The organism is Mesorhizobium sp. RSR565B (genome assembly GCF_054719465.1).
Map to the genome: position 1 here is coordinate 3714186 of NZ_JBTTIE010000001.1, position 24261 is coordinate 3738446.

At 63.6% G+C, this 24261-nt stretch carries 22 protein-coding genes and 1 pseudogene; 7 read left to right on the top strand and 16 right to left on the bottom strand.

Annotation, left to right across the window (positions count from 1 at the left end):
* Window positions 1-12 precede the first annotated feature (12 nt).
* Window positions 13-909 (top strand): LysR family transcriptional regulator, encoded by an 897-nt coding sequence (locus ACYG9R_RS18035; protein ID WP_023695836.1) that lies wholly within the window; start codon window positions 13-15, stop codon window positions 907-909.
* A 56-nt stretch (window positions 910-965) separates the two neighbouring features.
* On the opposite strand, the gene ACYG9R_RS18040 is transcribed toward ACYG9R_RS18035, so the two are convergent.
* From ACYG9R_RS18040 to ACYG9R_RS18060, 5 genes and pseudogenes are all read right to left on the bottom strand, one after another.
* The gene (locus tag ACYG9R_RS18040) at window positions 966-1718 is read right to left on the bottom strand and encodes an SDR family NAD(P)-dependent oxidoreductase (protein WP_023669968.1); all 753 of its coding nucleotides are present in this window, start codon (window positions 1716-1718) and stop codon (window positions 966-968) included.
* 45 nt (window positions 1719-1763) lie between these two features.
* Window positions 1764-2852, bottom strand: a complete 1089-nt coding sequence (locus ACYG9R_RS18045; RefSeq protein WP_023823380.1) for an AbrB family transcriptional regulator — start codon at window positions 2850-2852, stop codon at window positions 1764-1766.
* Window positions 2853-2932: 80 nt separating this feature from the next.
* Window positions 2933-3241, bottom strand: a complete 309-nt coding sequence (locus ACYG9R_RS18050) for a putative quinol monooxygenase (RefSeq protein WP_023691624.1) — start codon at window positions 3239-3241, stop codon at window positions 2933-2935.
* 79 nt (window positions 3242-3320) lie between these two features.
* Window positions 3321-4100, bottom strand: a pseudogene (locus tag ACYG9R_RS18055) (SDR family NAD(P)-dependent oxidoreductase).
* A 73-nt stretch (window positions 4101-4173) separates the two neighbouring features.
* The gene (locus ACYG9R_RS18060; protein ID WP_023686179.1) at window positions 4174-4602 is read right to left on the bottom strand and encodes a DsrE family protein; all 429 of its coding nucleotides are present in this window, start codon (window positions 4600-4602) and stop codon (window positions 4174-4176) included.
* A gap of 98 nt (window positions 4603-4700) precedes the next feature.
* On the opposite strand from ACYG9R_RS18060, the gene ACYG9R_RS18065 reads away from it, so the two are divergent.
* The 3 genes from ACYG9R_RS18065 (at window position 4701) to ACYG9R_RS18075 (ending at window position 6483) form a co-directional block, all read left to right on the top strand.
* A complete protein-coding gene (locus tag ACYG9R_RS18065; protein WP_023669973.1) occupies window positions 4701-5789 on the top strand; it encodes a hypothetical protein in 1089 nt (362 codons plus the stop codon).
* Between the two features lie 65 nt (window positions 5790-5854).
* Window positions 5855-6100: an antitoxin gene (locus tag ACYG9R_RS18070; protein WP_023669974.1), complete on the top strand. Its 246-nt coding sequence runs from the start codon at window positions 5855-5857 to the stop codon at window positions 6098-6100.
* On the top strand, window positions 6097-6483 hold the full coding sequence (locus tag ACYG9R_RS18075) for a type II toxin-antitoxin system VapC family toxin (RefSeq protein ID WP_023823381.1): 387 nt from the start codon (window positions 6097-6099) through the stop codon (window positions 6481-6483). The genes ACYG9R_RS18070 and ACYG9R_RS18075 overlap by 4 nt, the downstream gene beginning before the upstream one ends.
* Window positions 6484-6489: 6 nt before the next feature.
* Here ACYG9R_RS18075 and ACYG9R_RS18080 read toward each other — a convergent pair whose 3' ends face one another.
* Together ACYG9R_RS18080 and ACYG9R_RS18085 are read right to left on the bottom strand one after the other, a co-directional pair.
* Window positions 6490-7437, bottom strand: a complete 948-nt coding sequence (locus ACYG9R_RS18080) for a cation diffusion facilitator family transporter (RefSeq protein ID WP_023669976.1) — start codon at window positions 7435-7437, stop codon at window positions 6490-6492.
* Between the two features lie 5 nt (window positions 7438-7442).
* Window positions 7443-9632, bottom strand: coding sequence for an anthranilate synthase (locus ACYG9R_RS18085; RefSeq protein ID WP_023669977.1), 2190 nt, complete (start codon window positions 9630-9632; stop codon window positions 7443-7445).
* A gap of 321 nt (window positions 9633-9953) precedes the next feature.
* Here ACYG9R_RS18085 and ACYG9R_RS18090 point away from each other — a divergent pair, with 321 nt between their 5' ends.
* Entirely contained in the window at window positions 9954-10724 is a 771-nt protein-coding gene (locus ACYG9R_RS18090; protein ID WP_023823382.1) for an isocitrate lyase/PEP mutase family protein, read from the top strand.
* Window position 10725: 1 nt separating this feature from the next.
* On the opposite strand, the gene ACYG9R_RS18095 is transcribed toward ACYG9R_RS18090, so the two are convergent.
* The 4 genes from ACYG9R_RS18095 to ACYG9R_RS18110 form a co-directional block, all read right to left on the bottom strand.
* Window positions 10726-11781: a succinylglutamate desuccinylase/aspartoacylase family protein gene (locus tag ACYG9R_RS18095; RefSeq protein WP_023804790.1), complete on the bottom strand. Its 1056-nt coding sequence runs from the start codon at window positions 11779-11781 to the stop codon at window positions 10726-10728.
* A 91-nt stretch (window positions 11782-11872) separates the two neighbouring features.
* The gene (locus tag ACYG9R_RS18100; RefSeq protein WP_023737782.1) at window positions 11873-13051 is read right to left on the bottom strand and encodes an MFS transporter; all 1179 of its coding nucleotides are present in this window, start codon (window positions 13049-13051) and stop codon (window positions 11873-11875) included.
* Between the two features lie 115 nt (window positions 13052-13166).
* The gene (locus ACYG9R_RS18105; protein ID WP_023733378.1) at window positions 13167-14558 is read right to left on the bottom strand and encodes an FAD-containing oxidoreductase; all 1392 of its coding nucleotides are present in this window, start codon (window positions 14556-14558) and stop codon (window positions 13167-13169) included.
* The gene (locus tag ACYG9R_RS18110; protein ID WP_023669981.1) at window positions 14555-15016 is read right to left on the bottom strand and encodes a membrane protein; all 462 of its coding nucleotides are present in this window, start codon (window positions 15014-15016) and stop codon (window positions 14555-14557) included. Before ACYG9R_RS18110 ends, ACYG9R_RS18105 begins: the two co-directional genes overlap by 4 nt.
* A 154-nt stretch (window positions 15017-15170) precedes the next feature.
* Here ACYG9R_RS18110 and ACYG9R_RS18115 point away from each other — a divergent pair, with 154 nt between their 5' ends.
* Window positions 15171-15728 (top strand): sugar O-acetyltransferase, encoded by a 558-nt coding sequence (locus ACYG9R_RS18115; RefSeq protein ID WP_023823383.1) that lies wholly within the window; start codon window positions 15171-15173, stop codon window positions 15726-15728.
* Window positions 15729-15743: 15 nt separating this feature from the next.
* Here ACYG9R_RS18115 and ACYG9R_RS18120 read toward each other — a convergent pair whose 3' ends face one another.
* Window positions 15744-16739 carry a helix-turn-helix domain-containing protein gene (locus ACYG9R_RS18120; protein WP_023823384.1) on the bottom strand — a complete coding sequence of 332 codons (996 nt, stop codon included), beginning with the start codon at window positions 16737-16739 and terminating at the stop codon, window positions 15744-15746.
* Window positions 16740-16866: 127 nt separating this feature from the next.
* Here ACYG9R_RS18120 and ACYG9R_RS18125 point away from each other — a divergent pair, with 127 nt between their 5' ends.
* Window positions 16867-17505, top strand: a complete 639-nt coding sequence (locus ACYG9R_RS18125; protein WP_023823385.1) for a cysteine hydrolase family protein — start codon at window positions 16867-16869, stop codon at window positions 17503-17505.
* 74 nt (window positions 17506-17579) lie between these two features.
* Here ACYG9R_RS18125 and ACYG9R_RS18130 read toward each other — a convergent pair whose 3' ends face one another.
* From ACYG9R_RS18130 to ACYG9R_RS18145, 4 genes are all read right to left on the bottom strand, one after another.
* Window positions 17580-19259, bottom strand: a complete 1680-nt coding sequence (locus ACYG9R_RS18130; RefSeq protein WP_023669985.1) for a formate--tetrahydrofolate ligase — start codon at window positions 19257-19259, stop codon at window positions 17580-17582.
* Between the two features lie 312 nt (window positions 19260-19571).
* Window positions 19572-20696, bottom strand: a complete 1125-nt coding sequence (locus ACYG9R_RS18135; RefSeq protein ID WP_023686165.1) for a DUF2333 family protein — start codon at window positions 20694-20696, stop codon at window positions 19572-19574.
* 16 nt (window positions 20697-20712) lie between these two features.
* A complete protein-coding gene (locus tag ACYG9R_RS18140) occupies window positions 20713-22017 on the bottom strand; it encodes a DUF6638 family protein (protein ID WP_023823386.1) in 1305 nt (434 codons plus the stop codon).
* A 332-nt stretch (window positions 22018-22349) separates the two neighbouring features.
* Window positions 22350-24260, bottom strand: coding sequence for an ATP-binding protein (locus ACYG9R_RS18145; protein WP_023823387.1), 1911 nt, complete (start codon window positions 24258-24260; stop codon window positions 22350-22352).
* Between the last annotated feature and the right edge of the window lies 1 nt (window position 24261).

The following is a 24261-nucleotide window of genomic DNA, read 5'->3' on the forward strand; positions in this document are numbered from 1 at the left end:
TGGAGAGATGCGATGGAACGCCTCAATGGGCTCCTGGCCTTTGCCCGCACGGCTGAGTTCGGCAGCTTCATCGCTGCGGGCCGCACGCTCGGAATCTCGGCATCGGCCGTCGGCAAGAGCGTCGCCAGGCTCGAGCAGGATCTCGGCGTAAGGTTGCTTCAGCGCAGCACGCGCCGCATCGGCCTGACCGAAGAGGGCAAGCTGTTCAACGAGCGGGTGCGGCGCATCCTCGACGACATCGACGATGCCGAGGCGATGCTGTCGCGGAGCCGCGAAACACCGCATGGGCGGCTGCGCGTTTCGACGCCGATCGTGACCTATCATTTGCTGTTCCCGGTGCTGTCGGAGTTCATGGCGCGCTATCCCGAAATCGAACTCGACATCGACTTTAACGACCGCATCGTCGACCTCATCGACGAAGGCGTCGACATCGCGATCCGCAGCGGCGACCTGCCGGATTCGCGCCTGGTGGCGCGGCCGCTTGCACCCTTCCGGCTGCTGTTGTGTGCGGCACCCTCCTATATCGAGCAGCACGGCAACCCGAGCCGCCCGGACGATCTCGTGAACCATTACGGCATCCGCTTCCGCTTTCCCAACAGCGGCAAGCTGCAAGGCTGGCCGTTCATCGGCGGCAGCGCCGAGCCGCAGGTCCGCTCGATGCTGACCTGCAACAACACGGAGGCGCTGAAGGGCGCCACGATGGCCGGGCTCGGCATCAGCTCGATGCCCGATTTCCTGGTCCGCGAGGCGCTGCGTGACGGCCAGCTACGCACGGTGCTGGACGACCATGTCGACGGCCGCGGCCAGTTCCGGTTGTTGTGGCCGTCCAATCGTCATTTGTCGCCGAAGGTTCGCGCCTTCGTCGATTTCCTTCCCGACCGGCTTGCCGCGACGCTGAGCGGCTCTTGAATTAGTCCTTCGCGGCCGACGGCGATAACGAAGACAGCGAGGAATAGCTCTGCTTCTCAGTAGGTGGCGCGGCCGCCGGACAGGTCGAAGGTCGCGCCGGTGGTGAAGGAATTTTCGTCCGATAGCATGAAGGCGATCATCGCAGCCGCCTCTTCGACTTCGACGAACCGGCCTCGCGGCACCTTGCCCAGCATGTAGGCGACCTGGGCCTCAGTGAGCTGTTCGAGGATGCGGGTGCGGGCGGGCGATGGGGTCAGCGCGTTGACGGCGATGTCGTGGCCGGCCAGTTCCTTACCGAGCGATTTTGTCAGCGCGAGCACGCCGGCCTTGGCGGCGGAATAGGCGGCGGCATTCGGATTGCCTTCCTTGCCTGCGACCGAGGCGATGTTGACGATGCGGCCGTAGCTGCGCGCGATCATGCCGGGCACCAGGCGCTTGCAGCAGTAGAAGACGCCGTTGAGGTCGATGTCGATTATCTGGCGCCAGGCGGCAGGATCATAATCCGCCACCGTCGCTGCCGGTCCGGCGATGCCGGCATTGTTTACCAGCAGATCGACCGGACCAAGCGAGCGCTCGGTTTCGGTCGCGGCGCTGTCGACGGCCTCCATCAGCGATTGATCGCACAGCAAACCCTCGACCCGGCCGAGCGGGGCGAGTTCGGAAACGGCCTTCGCCATGGCGGTCTCGTCCACATCCCAGATGGCGACGCTGGCGCCCGATGACAGCAGTCGCCGGGCGACAGCAAGGCCGATGCCTTGCGCGCCGCCGGTCACCACGGCGACCCGGCCTGAGAGATCGACGGCATTCACACGACGTTTCATGGGCACTTTTCCTCTTCCCTGGATATTTGAATCTCAGTCCCTGACGGCTCTCGCCATCAGCCGCGCTATGCTCGGCCCGGCGATGAGCACGACCAGGAAGCGGGCCGACTGCAAGGCCATGACGAAGGATATGTCGACGTTCTGCGCGGCGGCGGCAATGATGGCGACGCTGTCCATGCCGCCGGGGCTGGTCGCGAGATAGGCGGTCAGCGGATCGATACCAAGGACGTGGCTGATCAGCCAGGCTAGCCCGCCGCAAAAGGCGATCAGCACGACGATAGAGCCGACGATCTGCGGCAGCGCCCGTGTCGCATGACGCAGGATCGCCCGGGTAAAATTCAGCCCTATCGACCAGCCGACCATCGCATAGGAGAGCGCCAGCAGCCATGGCGGCAATTGCATCGCCACGCCGAAGCCGAGATGGACGATGGTGCCGATGATGAAGGTGCCGAGGAAGAAGGGTGACGGCAGCCGGCACAACCGGCCGAGCAGGCCGCCGACCAGCGCCACGCCGAGCGTGGCGGCAAAGGCTGCCGGTTCGATCGGCGGGAACCAGACGATGGCTGGTACCTCGATGCCGGAAGTGTCGACCCACATCTTGGCGACGAGTGCTGCCGTCATCGAGACGAAGATGACGCGCAGATACTGCATGAAGGCGACGAGGCGCTGATCGGCGCCGAAGGCACCGGCCATCAGCACCATGGCAGTGGCAGCACCCGGCGACGAGCCCCAGACCGCGGTGGTGCCGGGCAGGATGCGCCAGCGGCTGATCAACCAGCCAAGCAGGCTGGACGCCGCAAGGGTCGCCAGCACCACGACAAGGACCAGCGGCCATTCCTTGTAGAACACCGAAAAAATGTCGGTGGAGATCGACGCCGCGACCAGACAGCCGACCAAGGCCTGGGCGGCGGCGAACAGCGGCCGCGGCACGCGCACCGTGGCGCCATTGGTGCCGGCAAGGATCGCCGCCAGCATCGGGCCGATCAGCAGCGCCGCCGGCAGTGCGGCGTATTCCAGCGCGCCGGCGAACAGCAGCGAGACGATCAGCAGCACCAGCCACTGCCGAACCGGACGCATGCGCGCCATGCGTTCGACGGCCGGTTGGTCTGGCGAAGAGTCCATGTTTGGGTCTTAGACCTGGAAGAGAAAAATGCGAACGCTGTCTCGGACGAAATTCACGACCCCGACCCCGCGTTGGGATGTCACTCGTTCTTGATGGCGGGCAGGCCGAAACCGCCGGCCGGATGGGTCTCGACCTGGAATTCGAAGCCGGCGATGATCGGCCGGGCCTTGGCGATCGCTGCCTGGACCTCCGGCAGCTGCAGCGAAGCCTTGTGGCTTGCGGCGTCGGTCCACACTTCGGTCACCCAGATCGCGTCGGCATCGGCCGGGTCGCGGGCGATGACATAACTCAGGCAACCCGGCATGGCGCCGGTCGAGGCGAGCAGCACATCCATGATCGCGTCGCGCTGGCCGCGCGCCGCCCGCATCTTTCCGATCAATCCGTACATTGCCTCTCCCCTTTCTTCCAACCTCAGCAAACGTGCGCACGACATGCATGGTTGCGAGACGCAGTATGCAATTGCCGGCTCACGGCATCAACTGGCCACCGTTCACCTCGATCACCTGGCCGGTGATGTAACCACTCAGGAGATCGGAGGACAGGAAGAGATAGGCGCCGACGCAGTCTTCGGCCGTGCCGGCACGCCCTTGAGGAATGGTGGCGACCATGCCCTTCATCTGCTCGTCGGTGGAATAGCGCTCATGGAAGGGTGTCGCGATGGTGCCCGGCGCCACCGCGTTGACGCGGATGCCGAAGCCGATCAGTTCCTTGGCCATGCCGCGCGTCACATTGGAGACAAAGGCCTTGGCCGAACCGTACAGCCCGGCGCCGCCGCCAGCGCCATTGCGCGCCGCGATCGACGAGGTGTTGACGATGAAGCCGCCCTGCTTCTTCAGCCATGGCATCGCCTTGCGCGAGGCCGTCAGCACCGAGCGGGCGTTGAGGTCCATCACCGCGTCGTAGTGCGCCTCGGTCTGCTCCGCATAAGGTACGCGGCCGAGCATGCCGCCGGCATTGTTGATCAGCCCGTCGAGCCGCCCGAATGTTTCGGCGCTCTCCTCGACTACCCGCTCGACATCGGCTGCCTGTGAGAAGTCGCCCTGTGTCAGGAACACCTCACCGCCGCTGTCGCGGATGTTTTTGGCCAGCGTTTCTGCGGCCTCCCGGCTCGAATTCTAGTGCAGGGCGACCCGGCATTTCTGGGCGGCGTAGGCCAGTGCAAGGGCGGCACCGATGCCGGTCGAAGCGCCGGTGACCAGCACCGCCTTGCCGGCAAGATCGGGGATGACGAGGGTGGTCGCGGTCATGAGCACTTTCCTTCGGGCTGTTTGGCCACCCTTCGTAGGCTCTCATGGCCTTCACGTTCAAGCCCGTGGCGGCTCAGGGCCGGAGATAGGCGTAGCCCTGGCGCTGCAGTTCGGCGAGCTTGACGACGCCGCCCTTGTCGGCGGCGTGGAAGCCCTCGAGCAGGTCGGCAAGCGTGATCTCCATGCCTTGCATGGTGTTGCCGCAGGCATGCGGCTCAAGGCCCTGCTGGACAAGGCCGGCAAAGCGTCCCGAGATCGCCGCCGATATGCCTTTCGACTTGAAGCCGGCGAGGGCCGGACCATGCACGACCAACACGATGTCGACATTGCCGCCGGTGCCTTCATAGTGGTTCTTGATGTTGCCGAGCACGAAGTTGACCTTATCGAGGTCGCTGAGGTGATAGGCGACCTTCGGTCTGTCTTCAGCGGCGGCGGCCCGGCTCAGCCCGAACAGGCCGGCGGCGCCGGCAAGGCTGGCCCGGAACATGTCGCGTCGACGCATGGCATCCTCTCGGCTTGCGCTCACCGCAAATTGCGTGGCTGCGGCCATGATACTAGCATAAATTGACGTTACGTCCTGTCGATGCGAGGAGGGGTCACATGGCGTTCAGGAAGTGGAAGGTTGTTGCCAGCGCTGGATTTGGCTGCGTGCTGCTCGGCGCGCTTGCAAGTTCGGCCCTTGCCGGCGATGCGCTTAAATTACCCGAACTCAGCCCGAATGGCGCTGATGCGTGTTTCGGCCGCGTCTATGATGCGGCGCACCTCAAGGCGCATCCAAAGCAGAAGGTGGCGCGGATCTTCTTCCTCTATGGCCATGATCCGGTGAGCCATCCGAACGAAGAGCCGATGGCAAACGCCGACACCTCCTACAACGGTTTTCTCACCACCACGGTGCGCGGCGCCAAGGCGCCGCAATGGGCCGGCGGCTGGTGCAATCACGAGTCCGAGGACGGCAAGTCAGGTCCGATCCGCTGCGGCATGGACTGCGACCGCACCATGGCGTCGCTGAAGCTCGATGACAAAGGCCGCCTGATCCTCACCGACGTCTCGTCCGATCTCTATCTCGACGCCGGATCGGAAGACGAACTGGGCGAAGCCGAATATGACCGGCAGGCTCTGGGCTCGGCGGACGACAATTTCCGCCTCGAGCCGATGCCGGCCGCAACCTGCCAGGCTGAATTCGCCAAGATCGATCCGATCGATCCGGCGCTGGGTGCGCCGTTGCGCGAGCGGCTGAAGCCGGACCAGCCTTTCTGCTTCGGACGCAATTACGATGCCGCGCATCTCTCCTCGCATCCCGACCAGATGACGCAGTCGATCCGGGTCTTCCGCGGGCCGGTCGAACTCGCCTCCTTTGCCTCAGGCGATGTCGCCAACTGGCCCGACGGCTCCGATGTCGCCGTTTCGGTGACCACCAGGAAGAACGGGACGAAGGTCACGCAGACCTATTCCTGCCAGGGTGAAGCGGATCAATGGCGCTGCGCGGCCAGTTCGAAGATGAGCAACTTTTCCTGCGATATCGCGCAAAAGGAAATCTTCCTCAAGCGCGGCGCCAACGGCACCCTGATGCTGGCCAACCCCAATAGCAGCCTGGCGATTGTCGATCTGTGCTCGGCGGATGGCAAGACCAAGTCCGATGACAAGGTCTACCGGTTGGAGGCTATGCCGCAGTCGGCCTGCACTCGTTGAGTTCGATCTTGTCTATGACGCTACCATGGTATATATCTTTGCTATATCTCATTTGAGGATAGCACATGGACAAGGCAAAGGTGTTCTGGTCAGGCCGGTCACAAGCTGTGCGCTTGCCTAAGGAGTTTCGGTTCGAGGCAGACGAGGTTTCGATCCGTCGTCATGGGCGAACTGTCATCTTGGAGCCGCTTGCGCAGGATTGGGCATGGCTCGACCAGGTCATCGCACCGGTTGACGACGATTTCGTCCAGGGAGCGCTGGAGCGTCAGGATGGTCAGGATCGACCTGCTTTGGATGACCTCTTTAAGTGACCTACCTGCTCGACACCAATGCCGTCATAGCGATCATCTCGGGCGACGAGGGTCTGCTGGCTTTGCTTAAACGGCATGCACCACAAGACTTTGCTCTCTCGGCGGTCGTTTTGCATGAGCTGTACTACGGCGCTGAAAAGAGCCAGCGAAAGGTCCAAAATCTGGCGCGCATCGAAGCTTTGCAGTTCCCGGTACTTGAATTCGACCGAGACGACGCGAGACATGCCGGTGAGATTCGTGCTGGGCTTGCGGCACTGGGAACCCCGATTGGTCCCTACGATGCGCTGATTGGCGGGCAGGCACGTGCTCGGGACCTCGCGCTGATAACCCGCAATATCCGCGAATTCGAGCGGATCAAAGATCTCACTATGGAAACGTGGTAACTCGCCTCACGCGAACGGCACCGCCGTCGTGCCTTTCGGCAGCTTCGCCTCGTCGTCCGGTTCGACATGGATGGTGACGCGCACCGAGGGGATTTCGGCCTTCAGCGCGTCCTCGATGCGGTCGCAAATGACGTGGCTGGCGCCAACCGTCATGTCGGCGTCGACGACCAGGTGGAACTCGATGAAGGTGGCGCGGCCGGCGATGCGGGTCTTGAGGTCATGAACCTCCAGCGCGCCCTTGCAATTGGCCGAGATGATGTCGCGAATGTGCATGTGTTCGGTCGTGTCCACTGCGCGGTCCATCAGCCCGTTCATCGACGAGCCGATGACGTGCCAGCCCTGCCACAGGATGTTGAGCGCGACGATGACGGCAAGCGCCGGATCAAGGATCTGCCAACCGGTCAGGATAGCGCCGACGAGGCCGCCGAAGACGCCGACCGAGGTCACGACGTCGGTCATGATGTGCCGGCCGTCGGCGACCAGCGCCGGTGATTTTGCGCTGCGCCCGGCGCGGATCAGCGTCCAGGCCCAGAAGGCGTTGATGACGGTGGCGACGCCGTTGATCGCCAAGCCCTCCCAGGGTTGTTCGAGCGGGGTCGGCGTCTGCCAGGAGCGCCAGACCTCGTTGAGGATCAAAAGCGCGGCGAGCACGATCAGCACGCCTTCCAGCACCGCCGAAAAATACTCGGCCTTGTGGTGGCCGAACGGATGGTCCTGGTCGGCCGGCTTGTAGCTGACCAGGACCGCCCAATAGGCGGCGGCCGAGGCTATGACGTTGACGATCGACTCCAGCGCATCCGAATAGAGCGCAACGGAGCCGGTGACGTACCATGCGGCAACCTTGAGCGCGAGCACCACGCAGGCGATGACAATCGACCAGAAGGCAAGGCTGGCGATCCTTTGCCTGGCCGCTGCCTTCGCTGCGATCGCCGCCGTGTTGTCCGTTGCCGCCATCGTTTCTAAGCGGCCTTTTCCTTGGCCTTGCGCGGCAGATGCGCAACGATGTTTTCGATGATGCGCATGCCGGCATTGTGGCCGAGCGTCATGATCGATTCCGGATGGAACTGGACGGCGGCGATCGGCTCCTTGCGGTGTTCGAAGGCCATGATGATGCCATCCTCGGTCTCGGCGGTGACGATGAAATCGTCGGGCAGCCGCACCGGATCGGCGAAGATCGAGTGGTAGCGGCCGACGGTCACTTCCTTGGGCAGGCCGGAGAAGATGATTCCAGGCTTGGAGACGCGGATGCGCGACGGCTTGCCGTGCATCGGCACGTGCAACTGCCTGAGTTCGCCGCCATAGGCCTCCGCCAGCGCCTGCAGGCCAAGGCAGACACCGAAGATCGGCAGGTCGCGGGCGCGGGCGTTCTTGATGGTCGCGGCGCAGTCGAAATCCTTCGGCGTGCCCGGTCCGGGCGACAGCACGACGAGATCGGGCTTCAGCCGTTCGAAGACTTCTTCCGGCACCGGCGAACGCACGGTCGAGACATTGGCACCGGTCTGGCGGAAATAGTTGGCCAGTGTGTGGACAAAGGAGTCCTCGTGGTCGACGAGCAGGATGTTGACGCCGTCGCCGACGCGCGCGGTGGTGCGTTCGGCGCCTGCGGCATTGCCCAATTTGGCGTCGCGAATGGCGGAGAGCATGGCGGATGCCTTCAGTTCGGTTTCGGCTTCTTCTTCCTCGGGGATGCTGTCGAAGAGCAATGTGGCGCCGGCTCGCACCTCGGCAATGCCGTCCTTGATGCGGATGGTGCGGAGCGTCAGGCCGGTGTTCATGTCGCCGTTGAAATTGACCATGCCGATGGCGCCGCCATACCAGGCACGCGGGCTCTTTTCGTTCTGCTCGATGAAGCGCATCGCCCACAGTTTCGGCGCGCCGGTGACGGTGACCGCCCAGGCATGCGACAGGAAGGCGTCGAAGGCATCCATGCCTTCGCGCAGGCGCCCTTCGATGTGATCGACGGTGTGGATCAGGCGCGAATACATTTCGATCTGGCGGCGGCCGATGACGCGCACCGAGCCCGGATCGCAGACCCTGGACTTGTCGTTGCGGTCGACGTCCGAGCACATTGTCAGCTCGGATTCATCCTTCTTGGAGTTGAGCAGCTTCAGGATCTGCTCGCTATCGGAAATGGCGTCGTCGCCGCGCTTGATGGTGCCGGATATCGGGCAGGTCTCGACGCGGCGGCCATTGACGCGCACGAACATTTCGGGCGAGGCGCCGATCAGATACTCGTTTTCGCCGAGATTGATGAAGAAGGAATAGGGCGACGGGTTGATCGACTTCAGCTTGCGCGAGATTTCGGAAGGCTGCGTCTCGCAGCGTTCGTAGAACATCTGCCCGGGCACGACCTCGAACAGGTCGCCGCGCTTGAAACTGTCCATCGCCTTGCGCACCAGATTGGCATATTCGCCCGGCTCATGGTCGCCGCGCGGCGGGATGCGGTCGGCGGTCTTGAACGGTTCGGCAATTTCGTCGCGCGGCAGCCCCTCGGTTGAAAAACCGTCGCCGGAATAGTCGTAGCGGTCGGTCCAGGCCTTGGTCGAATAATGGTCGACGACCAGGATCTCGTCAGGCAGGAACAGCACGAGATCGCGCTGGCTCTGTTTGCGCTCAAGCTTGTAGTCGACTGGATCGAACTGGAAGGCGAGGTCGTAACCGAAGGCGCCGTAAAGGCCGAGATTGGCGTCTTCATCGGTCTTGAACAGAGCGGTGATGGCGCGCAGCACAGTAAACACAGAGGGGACGCGGCTGCGCTCTTCCTCTGTGAAGACGCGGCCGGGCTTGGCGACATCGAGGCGGATCAGCTTTTTCGAGGTTTCAGCAATCGTCACCTCGGCAACGCCGGCCAGCGTCTTGCCGATCACCGGCAGCAGCACTTCGCCACGGCCATTCAGCGCCTCGATGCGCATGGCGCGGCCACGCGCGGAAATCACCAGCGGCGGATCGATGATGGCCGTATCCCAGCGTGTGTAGCGGCCCGGATATTCGTAATTCGAGGAAAACACCGCACCACGGCGCGAGTTCAAGCCATCGACATAGGCATCGATCGCACCGGCGTAAGGCTTGTCGTGGCGTTCGCGGGTGATGGTGACACCACCTGCGGTCACGAAGCTTTCCGCGCCGTTTTCCAGAGCCTTCATCGTCATTGCCGTCTCCATATGGCTTGTTGGGGCAACGGACCCGGGAATGGCTTTGAAAAAACAAATGGCCGCCCGGACATTCCGTTGCGGCCACCCTCTATTTTCACGCGCACGCGTTCGAACAGGCCGCTGTCAGCGAGCCCACCACCAAATGGTCTTGATCGAGCGCATGTTCATGGGCGAAATCCATAGCGGCGAAAAGCCGGATGCGCAACAGGTTTGAAAGGCCTGTTTGTGGCCGCCGCTTCCGCAGCCCATGGCACATCGCCAAGGCTTGGGGTCCTGCCTAGACTGTTCGTCCAACATCGGAAAGACGGGAAGACAGCAATGACCGAGCAGATCGAGCGCGCACGCAGGTTCCATGCGCTCCACGTCAGGGGCAACCCGATCGTTCTCTACAATGCCTGGGATCCGGGCTCGGCCAAGATCGTCGAGAGGGCGGGCGCCAAGGCGATCGCCACCGGCAGCTGGCCGGTCGCGGCTGCTTTTGGTTATGCCGATGGCGAGAAAATCCCGCTGGAGCTGGCGCTGGACAACATCAGGCGCATCGTCGCGGCAGTCGACCTGCCGGTGACCATGGACCTCGAAGGCGGCTACGGCGTCGAGCCGGAGACTGTCGCCCAGACGGTGACACGTGCCCTGCAGGCCGGCGCCATCGTTTTCAATTTCGAGGACCAGATCGTCGGCGGCGCCGGCCTGCACGACATCGCCATACAGGTGAAGCGGATCGAGGCGGCAGCGGCGGCGGTGAAGGCTTCCGGCATTCCCGCCTACATCAACGCCCGTACCGACATTTTCCTCAAGGCCAAGCCGGATGTGCATGACAGCGTGCTGCTCGACCAGGCCATCGAGCGGGCGCACGCTTATGAAAAGGCAGGAGCGAGCGGCTTCTTTGCGCCGGGGCTCGGCGACGAGGCTCTGATCGAGGCGCTGTGCAAGGCCACCGTGCTGCCGGTCAACATCATCGCGCTGGCGCATGTGCCGCCGCGCCAGCGCCTGGCCGAGCTTGGTGTCGCCCGTGTCAGCCACGGCCCGGTGCCGTACCGGCAAATGGCCGAATGGCTGGAGGCCAAGGCGCGGCTGGCGATTTCGGGTTAGCTCAGTCCTCCAGCGTGCCTGACCTCGCGTCGGCGCTCTTCTTGTTGCCGACCAGCTTCAAGAGATCCTCGCCGGCGCGGATGATGCGGCGTGAGCGGCGGGTCAGGATGACGCCGTCCTGCGGCGCCAGCACTTCGGTGCGGCCACCGGCCTCGCCCGGTGTGTGGACGATGGTGGCGAGGCGCGCGCCCTCGGCGACGCGGTCGCCGGGCTTGACGTCGTAGAGGATGGCGCCGGCCCGGGGCGCCGGCATCATGTCGATGTTCTCCAGCGGCGCGACGAGGCCCTTGAACGCGCCGGGTGCGGGAAGGGCGGTATCGGCGATGACGCCGCGCGCCGCCAGCAGCCGGTAGAGGCCTTCGGCATCGGAACTTGCCAGCGCGCCGTCGACATCCAGCATGCCACGGTATTCTACCGTGGTGGCAACGCGGCGGTCGAGCTTCGCCACGTTGGCGGGGACGTTCTGGTAGGGCATGATCGTGGCGCCCTCGAAGGTGCCGTCGGTGTCCTCGCTCCACAACACCACGGCGTCGATACCCATGGCGGCGGCGCAATCGGCCATCGCCGGCCACAGGCTGGCGTGGACGTAGAGATAGGCAAGGCCCTCGTCGTCGCAATGCAGGTCGAGCACGATGTCGTGGCCGAGCGACAGCTGCACCAGACGGGTCTTCAATCGCTGGTCGGGGGTGCCAAGCGTGGTGTCGGGCAAAAGCTTGGCGTCCGGTGCTGCGAGCAACGGAAAGCCGCGGTTGAAATTGTTGCGGGTGCCGAGATGAAAGCGGCCCTGGTGCTCGCCGAAATGATATTGGGCGCGGCCGATCGGATTGGCCCAGGGCACGACCGTGATGCTGCCCTTGATGCGGCCTTCGGCTTCGGCCTTGTTCAGCGCCGGCATCAGCGCGTCGATGGCGACGACACCAGGCAGTTCACCGGCGTGGAGTGCTGCCTGGAGATAGGCCGAAGGTGCTGCCTTGTCGGCGCCGGCGAAGCGGAACACCGGGAATTCGTAGGAAACGCCTTCGGTATCGCCGGCGATGCGTTCGATCGATTTCTGCATGGGATGCCTCCAGGATAAGAGGCAGAACACATGCACTTTTGCCGAAGGGCTGTCGATTGGTCCAGTTCGCGCCGCCATGGGCGCAATGGAATTATTCGGCGGCGGCCGGAACCGTCGTTATCGGCGCCGATCCTTCGAGCGCCTGCGAGACAACGGCTACGCTGACCGCCAGCAGGGCCAGCACCGCGCCGACCAGCGGCAAATGAGCATAGGAAACGCCGGCCGACAGAGCCACGCCGCCGATCCAGGCGCCGCTGGCATTGCCGATATTGAATGCGCCCTGGTTGAGCGTGGCGGCGAGGTTCGGCCCTTCCGAAGCCGCTTCGACGACGCGGATCTGCAGCGGCGGCACGACGACGAAGATCAGCAGTCCCCACAAGAAGACGACGCCGATGGCGACGCTGGCGATAGCGCCGAACTGCATGAAGCCGACAAACAGAACTGCCATCAAAAGCAGCGTGCCGATGACCGTCGGCATCAATTTCCAGTCGGCCAGCCGGCCGCCGATGATGTTGCCTATGGTCATGCCGGCGCCGAACAGCAGCAGGACCCAGGTGACCGCGGAGGTCGACAGGCCGGAGACATCGGTAAGGTAGGGCTTGATGTAGGTGAAGACGGCAAACAGGCTGGCCGAGGCCAGCGAGGCGATCAGCATGGCGAGCCAGACCTGCAGCTTGCCCAGCACGCGCAGTTCGCTGCGCAGGCCGCCGCCGCTCGGTTCGACGACATTGGATGGCACCAGCCAGGCGATGGCGGCAACAGAGATCAGGCCGATGCCGACGACGGCAAAGAAGGTGGAGCGCCAGCCGAAGGCTTCGCCAAGCGCGGTGCCGGCAGGAACGCCGAGAATGTTGGAGAGCGTCAATCCCGCGAACATCATCGCCATGGCGCTGGCGCGCTTGTTGCGCGGCACCAGGCTGGCGGCAACGACGGAACCAATGCCGAAAAAGGCGCCATGACCGAACGCGGTGAAGACGCGCGCGGCCATCAGAAGCCAGTAATTGGGCGCAATGGCGCAGAGCAGATTGCCGACGACGAACATCGCCGTCAGCGCGACCAGCACCGGCTTGCGCGGCAGATGCGCGGTGGCCATGGCGACGATGGGCGCGCCGAAGACGACGCCCAGCGCATAGCCGGTGACCAGCAGGCCGGCCGAGGGGATCGACACTCCGAGATCGGCCGCAACCTCCGGCAACAGGCCCATGATGACGAATTCGGTGGTGCCGATGCAAAAGGACGCAATGGCAAGCGCAAGGATCGGCAAAGGCATGGAAAATCCAGACTGAATCGGTTCAATTCAGACTGAACGAGAAGCCTTGCCGCGCGCAATGCACATTGCTGCAACGCACCAATGCAGAAAGCGCTGAGCTTGACGCGGAGTCATGTCAGGCGAGCGGCTTCAGCTCCTGGGCGATGGTTGGCAACAGCTCCGAGACGTTGGGGTGGATATGCACGGCGCGCGCCAGCGTATCGACCGGCGCCTTGGCGTACATCAGGTCGAGCACGCAGTGCACCGCCTCGTCGCCGCCGGGGCCGAGCACGGAGCAGCCGAGGATTTGCCTGGTGTCGGCATCGACCAGGATTTTCATGAAACCTTGCGTCTCGCCCTTTTCGATGGCGCGGCCGACGCGGGTCATTGGCCGCTGGCCGACCAGCGCCTTGCGCCCGGATTTCTTCACCGCCGCCTCGGTCATGCCGCAGCGGCCGAGCGGCGGATCGATGTAGAGCGCATAGGCCTCGATGCGGTCGCTGACCTTGCGCGGATCGTCGTCGAGCAGATTGGCCGCGACGATCTCATAATCGTTGTAGGAGGTGTGGGTGAAGGCGCCCTTGCCGTTGCAGTCGCCCATTGCCCAGATGCCGGGCGCGCTGGTGCGCAACTGGTCGTCGACGGTGACGAAGCCGCGCAGATCGACCGCGACGCCGGCCTTATCGAGGCCGAGATCGTCGGTGTTGGGGGTGCGGCCGAGTGCCAGAAGCACATGCGAGCCGACCGCCGGCGGCTTGCCGGATGAGAAGGTCACGGCGATGTCCTTGCCCTGTCTGGCAAAGCGGATGTCGTCGGCGCCGACATGGACTTCTATGGCTTCGTTTTCGAGGATCGACAGGATGGCCGCCGACACGTCCTCGTCCTCGCGGCCGGTCAGGCGCGAACTCTTCTCGATGACGGTGACTTCAGAGCCGAAGCGGCGAAACATCTGCGCGAATTCAAGAGAGATGTAGCTGCCGCCGACGACGATAAGATGGCGCGGCAAAACGTCGAGGTCCATCATCGAGGAGTTGGTGAGGTAGTCGACGTCGTTGACGCCGGGCAGGTCGGGCACCGAGGCGCGGCCGCCCGTGTTGAGGAAGATCTTTTCGGCGGTCAGAAGGTCGTCGCCGATACGCACGGTGTTGGCGGATTCGAAGCGGGCATGGCCGCGATAAAGCGTGCAGCCCTTCATGCCGGCGATCCACGTCTCCAGATTGCTGCGGGAGTCGTTTGTGACCTTGTCCTTGCGCGCCTTGATCCTCTTGTAGTTCACGCCGACAGGGCCTGAGAACGTCACGCCGTAGTCCGCGGCACGCCGCGCCAGATGCGCGGCATAGGCGCTGGCGACCATGGTCTTGGTCGGCATGCAGCCGGTGTTGACGCAGGTGCCGCCGACCAGCTTGCGCTCGATCAGCGCCACGCTCATGCCGGCTGACGTCAGCCGGCCGGCGAGAGGAGGGCCGGCCTGTCCGGCGCCGATGATGATGGCGTCGTATGTCTTGGCGTCTGAGGCTTGGGCAGTCATACCACCGCCGCCACGATCAGTAGGCCGCCGATTATCGCCACCGCGTCCTCGATGAGGGCGGCAGGCAAATCCTTGCCGAAGGCGGCGGCCAACCGGCCGCGCGCTTCGGCGCCGCCATAGGTGCCGATGACGGCGCCGATGGCGCCGGCAATCAGGCCGCCAATGGTGGAACCGGCGGTGGCGCCGATCACCGCGCCGCTGAAGGCGCCAAGCAGGATGCGGGCGCCGAATTGCTGCGGCACCTTGCGGCTCGGCGTCGAGGGCAGCTGGTCGGTGACCAGTTCGACGATGGCGAGGATGGTGAAGATACCGACGGCGGCCCAATGGCCCATGAAACTTGCCCAGGTGCCGGCCACCGGCAGCCAGCCGAGATAGGCGCCCCAGGCGATCGCGCCCGGCGCGGTCATGGCGCGAAGACCGGCAATGACGCCGATCAGAAGTGCAAGCAAATAGAGCATGTCGATCCCCTCGAAAGCAGGCCCGGGACTGGCCCACGAGGGCAAGCTAGCATAGGTCCTACGTTTGACGAGAGTAGGCGATGGTGCTTCTTCCATCAGTGAGCATTGTACTTTGGTAACCAGTCGAACATGACGAAGGGACGGAGTCGCTGTGATGGCCGGAAGCGAACGCACAAGGATGATTGCAGGCGAATGGTACATCTGCATCGACGACGAACTGGAGGCGCTGCGGGTGATCGCGCGCGATGCGGTGTTCGAGCATAATACGATACCGCCCCAGCAACGCGGCAATATCGGCCCGGCGCTATTGGCGCTGCTCGGCAGCGCGGGCGCAGGCTCCCGCATCGAGGCGCCGTTCCACTGCGCCTACGGTTTCAACATCCATCTCGGCGACGGCGCCTTCCTCAATGCCGGCTGCACCATCCTCGACACCGCGCCGGTGCGTATCGGCAGGCGGACGCTTCTCGGCCCCAATGTGCAGATCTACTGCGCCGAGCACCACAAGGAGGCCGCTGGCCGTCAGTCGGGACTGGAGATTGCCAGGCCGGTCACCATCGGCGATGACGCCTGGATCGGCGGCAGCGCCATCATCCTCGGCGGCATCAGCATCGGCGATGGCGCCATAGTCGGCGCCGGCGCGGTGGTGACGCGCGACGTGCCTGACAACACCACGGTGGTCGGCAATCCGGCGCGGGCGGTCAAGCGGGGCTGAACTCGTCGTGGGCGGTCAGTATGAAGCCGTGCGTGCCATACGCTCGTCCGGACCGGCTCGCCGCGAGAATTCACGCCGGTATTGGGCCGGTGACGTCTTGAGCCGTGCGGCGAAATGCTGGCGCAGCGAGGTGGCGCTGCCGAAGCCGGCTTCGAAGGCCACCATGTCCATCGATTTTTCCGTCGCCTCCAGCAGCTGTTGCGCCAGTTCGATGCGTTGGCCGGCCAACCATTCGCCAAAGCTGGTGCCGATCGATTTCTGGAAACGGCGGGTGAAAGTGCGCCGGGTCAGGCCCGCGGCCTCCGCGACGCGGTCGAGGTTGTGCGTTTGTCCGAGCGTTGCCCGCACCGTGTCGAGCGCCAGGGTGAAGCGGTCGGTGGCCGGGGTTTTCGCCAGCGGGCGCTCGATGAACTGCGCTTGCCCACCCTGCCGGTGCGGCGACAGCACGATGTGCCTGGCCAGCCGCAGCGCTACCTCTGCGCCATAGCGGGCGCGCACAATGTGCAGGCAGCAATCGAGCCCGGCGGCGACGCCGGCCGAGGTGACGATGTCGCCGTCGTCGACATAGAGCACGTCGGCGTCGACTTCGATGTCCGGGTATAATGTTTGCAGCCGGTCGGTGGAGGCCCAATGTGTCGTCGCACGCCGGCCCGCAAGCAGCCCGGCGGCGGCAATGGCGAAGGTGCCGAGACAGAGGCCAACGATCAGCGCACCGCGCCGGTGCGCGTGGGTGAGCGCTGCCAGGAGCGGCGGCGGAAGTGGGGCCTCGAGATCCTTCCAGCTCGGAATGATGACAATGTCGGCATCGTCGAATGCGGAAAGGCCATACGGCACCGCGATGGTCAGCCCGGCATCGGTGTGGATCGCTCCATCGTCGAGCGCGCAGACGCGAAAGTCGAAACGCGGCAGGCCAAGCTTGGTGCGGTCGGTGCCGAACACCACGCACGGCACGGAGAGGTGGAACGGGCTGATGCCGTCAAAGGCGAGAACGGCAATGATCGGGTCGGCCATGCGTGTTTCCAGCAAGCGAAAAGCGGATTGTCCCAATTCTTTCGAATGATGTCAATCGGGCCACTTTTGGCAGTCGGGGGATTCGCCTATTTTCGACCTGTCCCATTCAAGCCCGAAGGAGAACACCATGTCCGCCAATATCACGCCGCGCCGCGCACTCATCGTCATCGATGTCCAGAATGATTATGATGGCGGCAACCTCGCCATCCAGTGTCCGCCGTTCCGCGACAGCGTCGTCAATGTCGCGCGCGCTATGGATGCCGCCGCTGCGGCCGGCGTGAAGGTGGTGGTCGTCAAGCAGATGGCGCCCGAGACCTCGCCAGTCTTCGCCAAGGGCAGCCATGGCGGCGAACTGCATCCCGATATCGCCCGGCGAAGCCGCGACCACTATGTCGAGAAGTCACTGCCTAGCGCCTTTGCCGGCACCGACCTCGAGGCGTGGCTGCGCGCCAATACTATCGATACGATAACGGTGATCGGCTACATGACGCATAATTGCGACCTGTCGACCATCATCCACGCCGCGCATGTCGGCTTTGCGGTCGAGTTCCTATCCGACGCCACCGGTTCGCTGCCTTACGCCAACAGCGCCGGCTACGCCTCGGCCGAGGAGATCCACCGCGTGGTGTCCATCATCCTGCAGTCGCGCTTTGCGGCCGTGCTCAAGACCGCCGAATGGATCGATTGCCTGAAGACCGGTGCTTTGCCCGAACGCGACACGCCCTATGCGTCAAACCAGCGCGCGCTGGCGCGCAACGCTGCATAGGCAAATCTGTCCCCGAAAAGCAAAAGGGCGGCCAGTGGCCGCCCTTCTTGGATCTCGCAACGATCTCGAAATTTTCAAAACAGGCCTTCGATCTGGCCGATCTCGTTGAGGAAGATTTTTTCCGAGGACGGCGCCTTGGGCAGGCCGGGCATGGTCATGACCTCACCGCAGATGACGACGACGAAGCCGGCGCCCGCCGAAAGCCTGACCTCGCGCACCGGCACGGTGTGGCCGGTCGGCGCGCCACGCAGGTTCGGGTCGGTCGAGAAGGAATATTGGGTCTTGGCCATGCAGACCGGCAGGTGCCCGTAGCCGGCCTGCTCCCAGGCATGCAGCTGGTCGCGCACCGACTTGTCGGCGATCGCCTCGTCGCCGCGATAGATGCGCTGGACGATGGTGTTGATCTTCTCGAACAGCGGCATTGCGTCGGGATAGAGCGGCGCGAACTGCGAGGCGCCGGATTCGGCGATCTCGACGACCTTGCGCGCCAACTCCTCAATGCCGGCAGAGCCATTGGCCCAATGCTTGCACAGGATCGCCTCGGCGCCGAGCGAGGCGACGAAATCCTTCATCGCCTGGATTTCCACCTCGGTATCGGTGGTGAAATGATTGATCGCCACGATCGCAGGCACGCCGAACTGTTTCACATTCTCGATGTGGCGGCCCAGATTGAGGCAGCCCTTCTTGACTGCCTCGATGTTTTCCTTGCCGAGGTCTTCCTTCTTGACGCCGCCATTCATCTTCATGGCGCGCACGGTGGCGACGATGACGGCAGCCGCCGGCTTCAAACCCGCCTTGCGGCACTTGATGTCGAAGAATTTTTCGGCTCCGAGGTCGGCGCCGAAGCCGGCTTCGGTGACGACGTAGTCGGCGAGCTTCAGCGCCGTGGTGGTGGCGACCACCGAGTTGCAGCCATGCGCGATGTTGGCGAACGGGCCGCCATGCACGAAGGCAGGGTTGTTCTCCAGCGTCTGCACCAGGTTTGGCTGCATGGCGTCCTTCAGCAGCACCGCCATGGCGCCGTCGGCCTTCAAGTCGCGGGCATAGACCGGGCTCTTGTCGCGGCGGTAGGCGACGATGATGTCGCCGAGGCGCTTTTCCAGATCCTTGAGGTCGGTGGAAAGGCACAAGATCGCCATCACTTCAGAGGCGACGGTGATGTCGAAGCCTGCCTCGCGCGGATAACCGTTGGCGACGCCGCCGAGCGAGCAGATGATTTCGCGCAGCGCCCGGTCGTTCATGTCCATGACGCGGCGCCAGGCGACGCGGCGGGTGTCGATGCCGAGCTCATTGCCCCAGTAGATGTGGTTGTCGATCAGCGCCGACAAAAGATTGTGCGCCGTGGTGATGGCGTGGAAGTCGCCGGTGAAGTGGAGGTTCATGTCCTCCATCGGCACGACCTGCGCGTAGCCGCCGCCGGCGGCACCGCCCTTGACGCCGAAATTCGGGCCGAGCGAAGCCTCGCGGATGCAGACGATCGCCTTCTTGCCGATGCGGTTCAGACCGTCACCAAGGCCGACGGTGGTGGTCGTCTTGCCTTCGCCGGCCGGCGTCGGGTTGATGGCGGTGACGAGGATCAGCTTGCCGTCCTTGTTGCCCTTCACCGATTTGATGAATTCGGCCGAAATCTTCGCCTTGTCGTGGCCGTAGGGCAAAAGGTGCTCGGTCGGGATGCCGATCTTGGCGCCGATCTCCTGGATTTGCTTTTTCTTGGCGCCGCGCGCGATCTCGATGTCGGACTTCACTTCGGCCATGACGGCTTTCCTTCGGATTGGACGGTGGAGGGGACGGGTTTGATCTCACTCGCAGGCATGTTGAACCCGGGCGCGGGCATGTTCTAACCCTGTCGCTCCCGCGGCGTCAACTTGCATGCAACTATGTTTCCTATGAAGAAAGTGTCTCCGCGGCCGGCCGACCTGTCGCCGGTTCTTCCTGGCTCCGTTGCCGCGCCGTATAGAAGCCAGAGGACGCGACGTTCCGCCGTCTCAAAACAGCCGCCCAATGCACGGAATGCGACAGAGGCGACGGCGCAAATTCGCCATCGCTCGCCGGGAAAGCAGTGAACGCTACTGAGTCAGGACGTTGCTGATCTCGACCATGTTGGAGCGCACGCGAAGCACGTAGAAACCCATCGTCGTCAGGTGCGTCGGCATGATCCAGCCATCCTCGCGGCCATTGGCGATGATGAAGGGCTGGATGCGCAGGGCCGAGACGAATTGCGCATCCATCGTGTCCCACAGATTGCCGAGATGCTTTTCCTTGATGACGTCCTCGAAGTCGGCCTGGGCGCCCTTCATCAGGCCGTAATAGGCATAGAGCTGGCCATAGGCGAACCAGAAGCGGTCGTCGGCGCGGAAGTCGAACCAGCCATTGTTATGGTTTTCGGCGCGCTCCTTGAGGATCGCCGATGTCGAACCGATGTCGGAAGAGATGCGGTCGATATACTGCTTCAGATTGTCGGCGCGGGCATCGAACGTCGCCTGGCAGCTGCCGAGGCGGGCGTTGAAGGAGCGCAGCTTGGTGACGGCATCGCGATAATAGCTCGGCGTCGGCGTCTTGGGGCCGAACGGGTTGAGGCCGAAATACCAGGTCTCCTCGTCGAACTGCAGATTGCCGCGCGCATCCTGCAGGTCGCCGTCGATCTGCGATGTGGTGCGGACACGGCCGAGATTGTCGGCAAGCTCGGTGGCGGTGCGCCGCACCGCCTGGTTGATGCCACGCTGGAACGAGGCCTTGTTGTCCATGAACGGCGTGTTGTCCCAGTCGATGCCGAACAGGCCGAGTTTGTAGAGGATCATCGACGAGATCCAGGCATTCTGGTTGACGTTGAAGTCCGTCAGGTCGGCCGCCACCTGGGCGATGCCCGAATTGCCGCAGGTCTTGGCGGTGTCGGTGCCGGCGCCGGCCGCGACCTGTTCGCCGGCGGAAATGTTGCGGTTCTCGAAGGTGTATTTGTCGACGTAGTTGGGATCGAACTTGTTCCACCACTGGGTGGCGTAGAAGAAATTGGCGTAGAGGCCGATCAACACCAGAAGCGCGAGGCCGACCACAGCCTTCAGGATCCAGCCGCGCTGCGTATACCAGCGCCCAGCCCAGAGGAACGGCCACAGGATCGCGCCGATGACGAGGCCGATGCCGCGGCCTATCCATTGGAAGATGCGGGTGAAGAAATTCACGATCGGATCAAGCATGGCTCTCGTTCACCCCTCAGTCAGTCAGGCCGTAAAGGCGCGTGCGAAACGCCACTTTGTCTTTCAAATATGTGGTTTTCAGAACGTCCACAACATGCGACCGCCAGGCGTCGCTGTAGCCGTCATAGTCCTTGTAGAAGCCCGGCTTGTTGAAGACGTAACGCGAGACAAAGTCCTGCGGCACGAAATCCGAGATCAGCTGGTTGGTCAGCCAGGCGTCGGGATGGTCGGGCTTGCCACGCACGACCAGGAAGCGCTGTTGCGGAAACACATCCTCGATCTTGAGATGGCCGAGCTGGGCGATCTCACGCTTGGCGGCGTTGAGAAAGGGGAAATTGCCGTCCTTGGTGATCAGATCGGCATGGCCATGGATCCAGGTCTGCAGCCAGACCTTGTCGACCTCGGTCAAATTGCGGTTCGGCTCTGTGTCGCGGATGAGAGCGCGCACCACCATCTCGGCGCGATGCTCGAGATAGCCCGAGCTTTCGACCCATGACGCGCGCGGCAGTTCGATGCGGCCGGTGCTGGCCAGGAACTTGAACACCTTGTCGGCATCGTTGATCGAGAGATAGCTGACCTGCCAGGGCCGCGAACGGCGAAAGCCGGGGGCGGCCGGGTCGCCGATGACGGTGGTCATATCAGGATCGACGAAGACGTAGACGCCGCCGAAATGGCTGGTCCAGTAGGCGTTGTGGCGGAAGATCACCTGGTCGGGCACCAGCGCATTCTCACGGATATCGCCGCAGACCTTCGCCAGCTCCACCATACGGCTCAGCATGGTGTTGTCGCGCCAGGCATCGGGCTCCTGCTTCAGCCGGTCGACCAGCTTGCCGAGTTCGGCGGCCTTGCCCAGCACGTCCTCGGCCGAAAGCACCCTGAACTCGACCTGGCTGATCGACAGCAGATCCTCGATGTCGTTGACCAGGGGAACGGAATCCTCGATCTCGCCGTAGATGACATCCTTGATGGTCAGCGCATCGATGGCGCGCTGGTTCTTGGACATGAACTCGAACATCAGCTGCGAGGTGTTGGAAAAGGCGGTGTGCACCACCGGCAGATCGATCTGCGACGGCGTCAGAATGACGAAGCGGCGGTTGACCTCGTTGGGATCGAGATAGTCGTAGTCGCCGCATTCCTCGGCCACTTCGGGCGAGAAGCCGGTGCGGTCGATCTGGAAGCTCTTCAGCTTGGTCGGTTTGAGGCCGAAGGCGACAAGCGCCTTGTTGTAACGCTGGATGAGGTGCGGCTCGTCGACGGTGAGCAAGCGGCCGTAGATCAGCTCATTGTCGCGGAGAAGGTCGGGCTTTTTGGCGTGGCTCATGCAGAACGTTCCGAGTGGCGTTGCCTGTTGTGGCGAAGCGCCAACGCTGACGCCTCCCTCTCCCCGTTCTGCACGGGGAGAGGGCAAGGGTGAGGGGCAGCGCTAGCATTCAAGGACATGTCTCCCCATGGCCTTTGGCGGCAAAAATCGAAGATCATTGGTCCGGATGTGCCGATCGAGGCGCTGTTCGATAGCTGCCAGTATGGTCGTAGCGATCTCTGGTCCACGCATGCGCCGCCCCTCACCCTTGCCCTCGCCCCGTGAAGGACGGGGAGAGGGGGGCGTCAGCGTTAGCGCCAAGCCTTTCAGCACCCGCGGGCAGCGAAGGAAGCTCACGCATTCCACAGCCCCTTCTTCTTCATCTCCTCCATCTCGCGCCCCGCCCGTTCGCGCAGGCGTGCGTCGCGCAGCAGCTTCTCCACCGCGGCGTCGTCGGATTTGTCGGAATAGCGGAACTCCGAGTCGGCGTAGCGGTTGATCTCCTGCATGACCATGTCCATCGAGAACGGCCCACGCAGTTCCTCGATCATGGCTTTCTTCTCGTCGTAGCCCTTGTGCATGAAGGCTTCCGGCTTCTCGAACCAGTCGTCGGGCAGCTCGATGTCCATGGCGCGCATCTTGATGGCGTCGGTGACGTTCTTGATGGCTCGGCCGGTGAAGCGCGGCTCGGCATCCTTGATCAGGTGCAGATAGGTGCCGATGTCGGCCATCGATTTCGGCGCGCCATTCTCCTTCATGTAGCGCTCATAGACCTTCATCAGCCCGTCTTCCTGAGGCTTCTCGTGCTCCTCATAGGCTTCGGTCATCGCGCGCTGGATCTCCTGCGCGGCGTAGAGCTTGTGGTCGCCGAGTGGGATCTTGTGGTTCTTGCCGGCAAGCAGGACGAAGATGTCGATATAGTCGTCGCGGCTCTGTGGGCCGTCGACCAGCCAGCGGGCCCCGGCGCGCTGGCGCAGCGCATCGTCGACATTTTCGGGATAGTTGGAAAACATGCCGAACGAGCAATTGCCGCGCACCACCGTGCCGGCGCCGGCAAAGGCGTCCATCAAGACGCCGGTGATTTCCTGTTGGCCGGCCGAGGCGCGGTCGTCGGAGCGGCGGGCCGCCACCTGGTCGATGTCGTCGACGGTGCCGAAACCGATGACACGTGGGTTCAAGACATTGTTGATGAACTGGCGGCAATTCTGGCCGGATTTGCCTTGGTAGGACGAGATCTGGTCGACGCCGAAATTCTCATAGGCGAAGGGATAGCCGGCAACCTGGCAATAATTGTTGACGAGGCCGGCGATCATCTGGATCAGCGTCGTCTTGCCGGTGCCCGGCGCGCCATCGCCGATGAAGGTGAAGAGGAAGCCGCCGAGCTCGACGAACGGGTTCAGCTCGCGCTCGAAATCATAGGCCATCAGCATCTTGGCGAGCTTAACCGACTGGTATTTGGCGATGTGGTTGCCGACGACCTCTTCGGGCTTCTTGAAGGTCATCACCAGCGGTTTCGAACGCTTGCCGGGCGCGACGTCGAAGCCGTCGAGGGTGAAATCGTCGGCGTCGATGCGGATATGGGCGTTCTCGAACGGACCGATGCCGTCGAAGCGGCCTTTGCGGGCCAGCAGCCCATCAATGGCGACCCGTGCAAAAGCTCGCGCGCGCGTCGTCAGGTCGCCATCGTCCTTGGAGCCTGCAATCGCCTTGTCCAACCCGGCGACGATCGACTTCACCGCGTCCTGCGGCGTGTCGAACAGGAAGTCCGGTTCGGGGATATCGTTGGGAGCCTCGCCGTCGCTGTCGATCAGCTGGAACAGGTAAGAGGCGAGGCTGAAGGCTGAAACGTAAGCCGAGGCTGACAGAAGCTTCTTGAAGGTCGCCGCCTCATCGCCCTCAAGAGGCGCACGGGTGTTCTTGGCCTGGAGGCTTTCGAGGTCGGAGCCCTCGGCGAAGACGTCGGAGATGGCGAGCGCTATCGCCAGGCCGCGGCGGGCGCGGAACAGCAGCGTGTGCTGCGGGATGCTCATCAACTGGTCGTCGGGATGGATCGCGGCGACGGTCTTGGTAAGCTCGACCTCGCGGGTACGGCGCACCGAGCCGACCGAGACTGTCGAGACAAAGCGGCGATTGGTGCCGGCAAGTGCTGTGCCGGATTCGCGCGCAGGGTCTTCCAGAACCACGACGCGGGTGATGAAGCTCTGCGCCGTGGCGCGGTGCTTTTCGATTGCGGCTTCCGGGATGGTGGTCAGGCCGGTGTCCATC

Excerpts from the sequence above, each read along its gene's own strand:
- ACYG9R_RS18035 (WP_023695836.1), top strand. The coding sequence starts at position 13 with ATGGAACGCCTCAATGGGCTCCTGGCCTTTGCCCGCACGGCTGAGTTC.
- ACYG9R_RS18045 (WP_023823380.1), bottom strand. The coding sequence starts at position 2,852 with ATGGACTCTTCGCCAGACCAACCGGCCGTCGAACGCATGGCGCGCATG.
- ACYG9R_RS18050 (WP_023691624.1), bottom strand. The coding sequence starts at position 3,241 with ATGTACGGATTGATCGGAAAGATGCGGGCGGCGCGCGGCCAGCGCGAC.
- ACYG9R_RS18060 (WP_023686179.1), bottom strand. The coding sequence starts at position 4,602 with ATGCGTCGACGCGACATGTTCCGGGCCAGCCTTGCCGGCGCCGCCGGC.
- ACYG9R_RS18065 (WP_023669973.1), top strand. The coding sequence starts at position 4,701 with ATGGCGTTCAGGAAGTGGAAGGTTGTTGCCAGCGCTGGATTTGGCTGC.
- ACYG9R_RS18070 (WP_023669974.1), top strand. The coding sequence starts at position 5,855 with ATGGACAAGGCAAAGGTGTTCTGGTCAGGCCGGTCACAAGCTGTGCGC.
- ACYG9R_RS18080 (WP_023669976.1), bottom strand. The coding sequence starts at position 7,437 with ATGGCGGCAACGGACAACACGGCGGCGATCGCAGCGAAGGCAGCGGCC.
- ACYG9R_RS18085 (WP_023669977.1), bottom strand. The coding sequence starts at position 9,632 with ATGACGATGAAGGCTCTGGAAAACGGCGCGGAAAGCTTCGTGACCGCA.
- ACYG9R_RS18090 (WP_023823382.1), top strand. The coding sequence starts at position 9,954 with ATGACCGAGCAGATCGAGCGCGCACGCAGGTTCCATGCGCTCCACGTC.
- ACYG9R_RS18095 (WP_023804790.1), bottom strand. The coding sequence starts at position 11,781 with ATGCAGAAATCGATCGAACGCATCGCCGGCGATACCGAAGGCGTTTCC.
- ACYG9R_RS18100 (WP_023737782.1), bottom strand. The coding sequence starts at position 13,051 with ATGCCTTTGCCGATCCTTGCGCTTGCCATTGCGTCCTTTTGCATCGGC.
- ACYG9R_RS18105 (WP_023733378.1), bottom strand. The coding sequence starts at position 14,558 with ATGACTGCCCAAGCCTCAGACGCCAAGACATACGACGCCATCATCATC.
- ACYG9R_RS18110 (WP_023669981.1), bottom strand. The coding sequence starts at position 15,016 with ATGCTCTATTTGCTTGCACTTCTGATCGGCGTCATTGCCGGTCTTCGC.
- ACYG9R_RS18115 (WP_023823383.1), top strand. The coding sequence starts at position 15,171 with ATGGCCGGAAGCGAACGCACAAGGATGATTGCAGGCGAATGGTACATC.
- ACYG9R_RS18120 (WP_023823384.1), bottom strand. The coding sequence starts at position 16,739 with ATGGCCGACCCGATCATTGCCGTTCTCGCCTTTGACGGCATCAGCCCG.
- ACYG9R_RS18125 (WP_023823385.1), top strand. The coding sequence starts at position 16,867 with ATGTCCGCCAATATCACGCCGCGCCGCGCACTCATCGTCATCGATGTC.
- ACYG9R_RS18130 (WP_023669985.1), bottom strand. The coding sequence starts at position 19,259 with ATGGCCGAAGTGAAGTCCGACATCGAGATCGCGCGCGGCGCCAAGAAA.
- ACYG9R_RS18135 (WP_023686165.1), bottom strand. The coding sequence starts at position 20,696 with ATGCTTGATCCGATCGTGAATTTCTTCACCCGCATCTTCCAATGGATA.
- ACYG9R_RS18140 (WP_023823386.1), bottom strand. The coding sequence starts at position 22,017 with ATGAGCCACGCCAAAAAGCCCGACCTTCTCCGCGACAATGAGCTGATC.
- ACYG9R_RS18145 (WP_023823387.1), bottom strand. The coding sequence starts at position 24,260 with ATGGACACCGGCCTGACCACCATCCCGGAAGCCGCAATCGAAAAGCAC.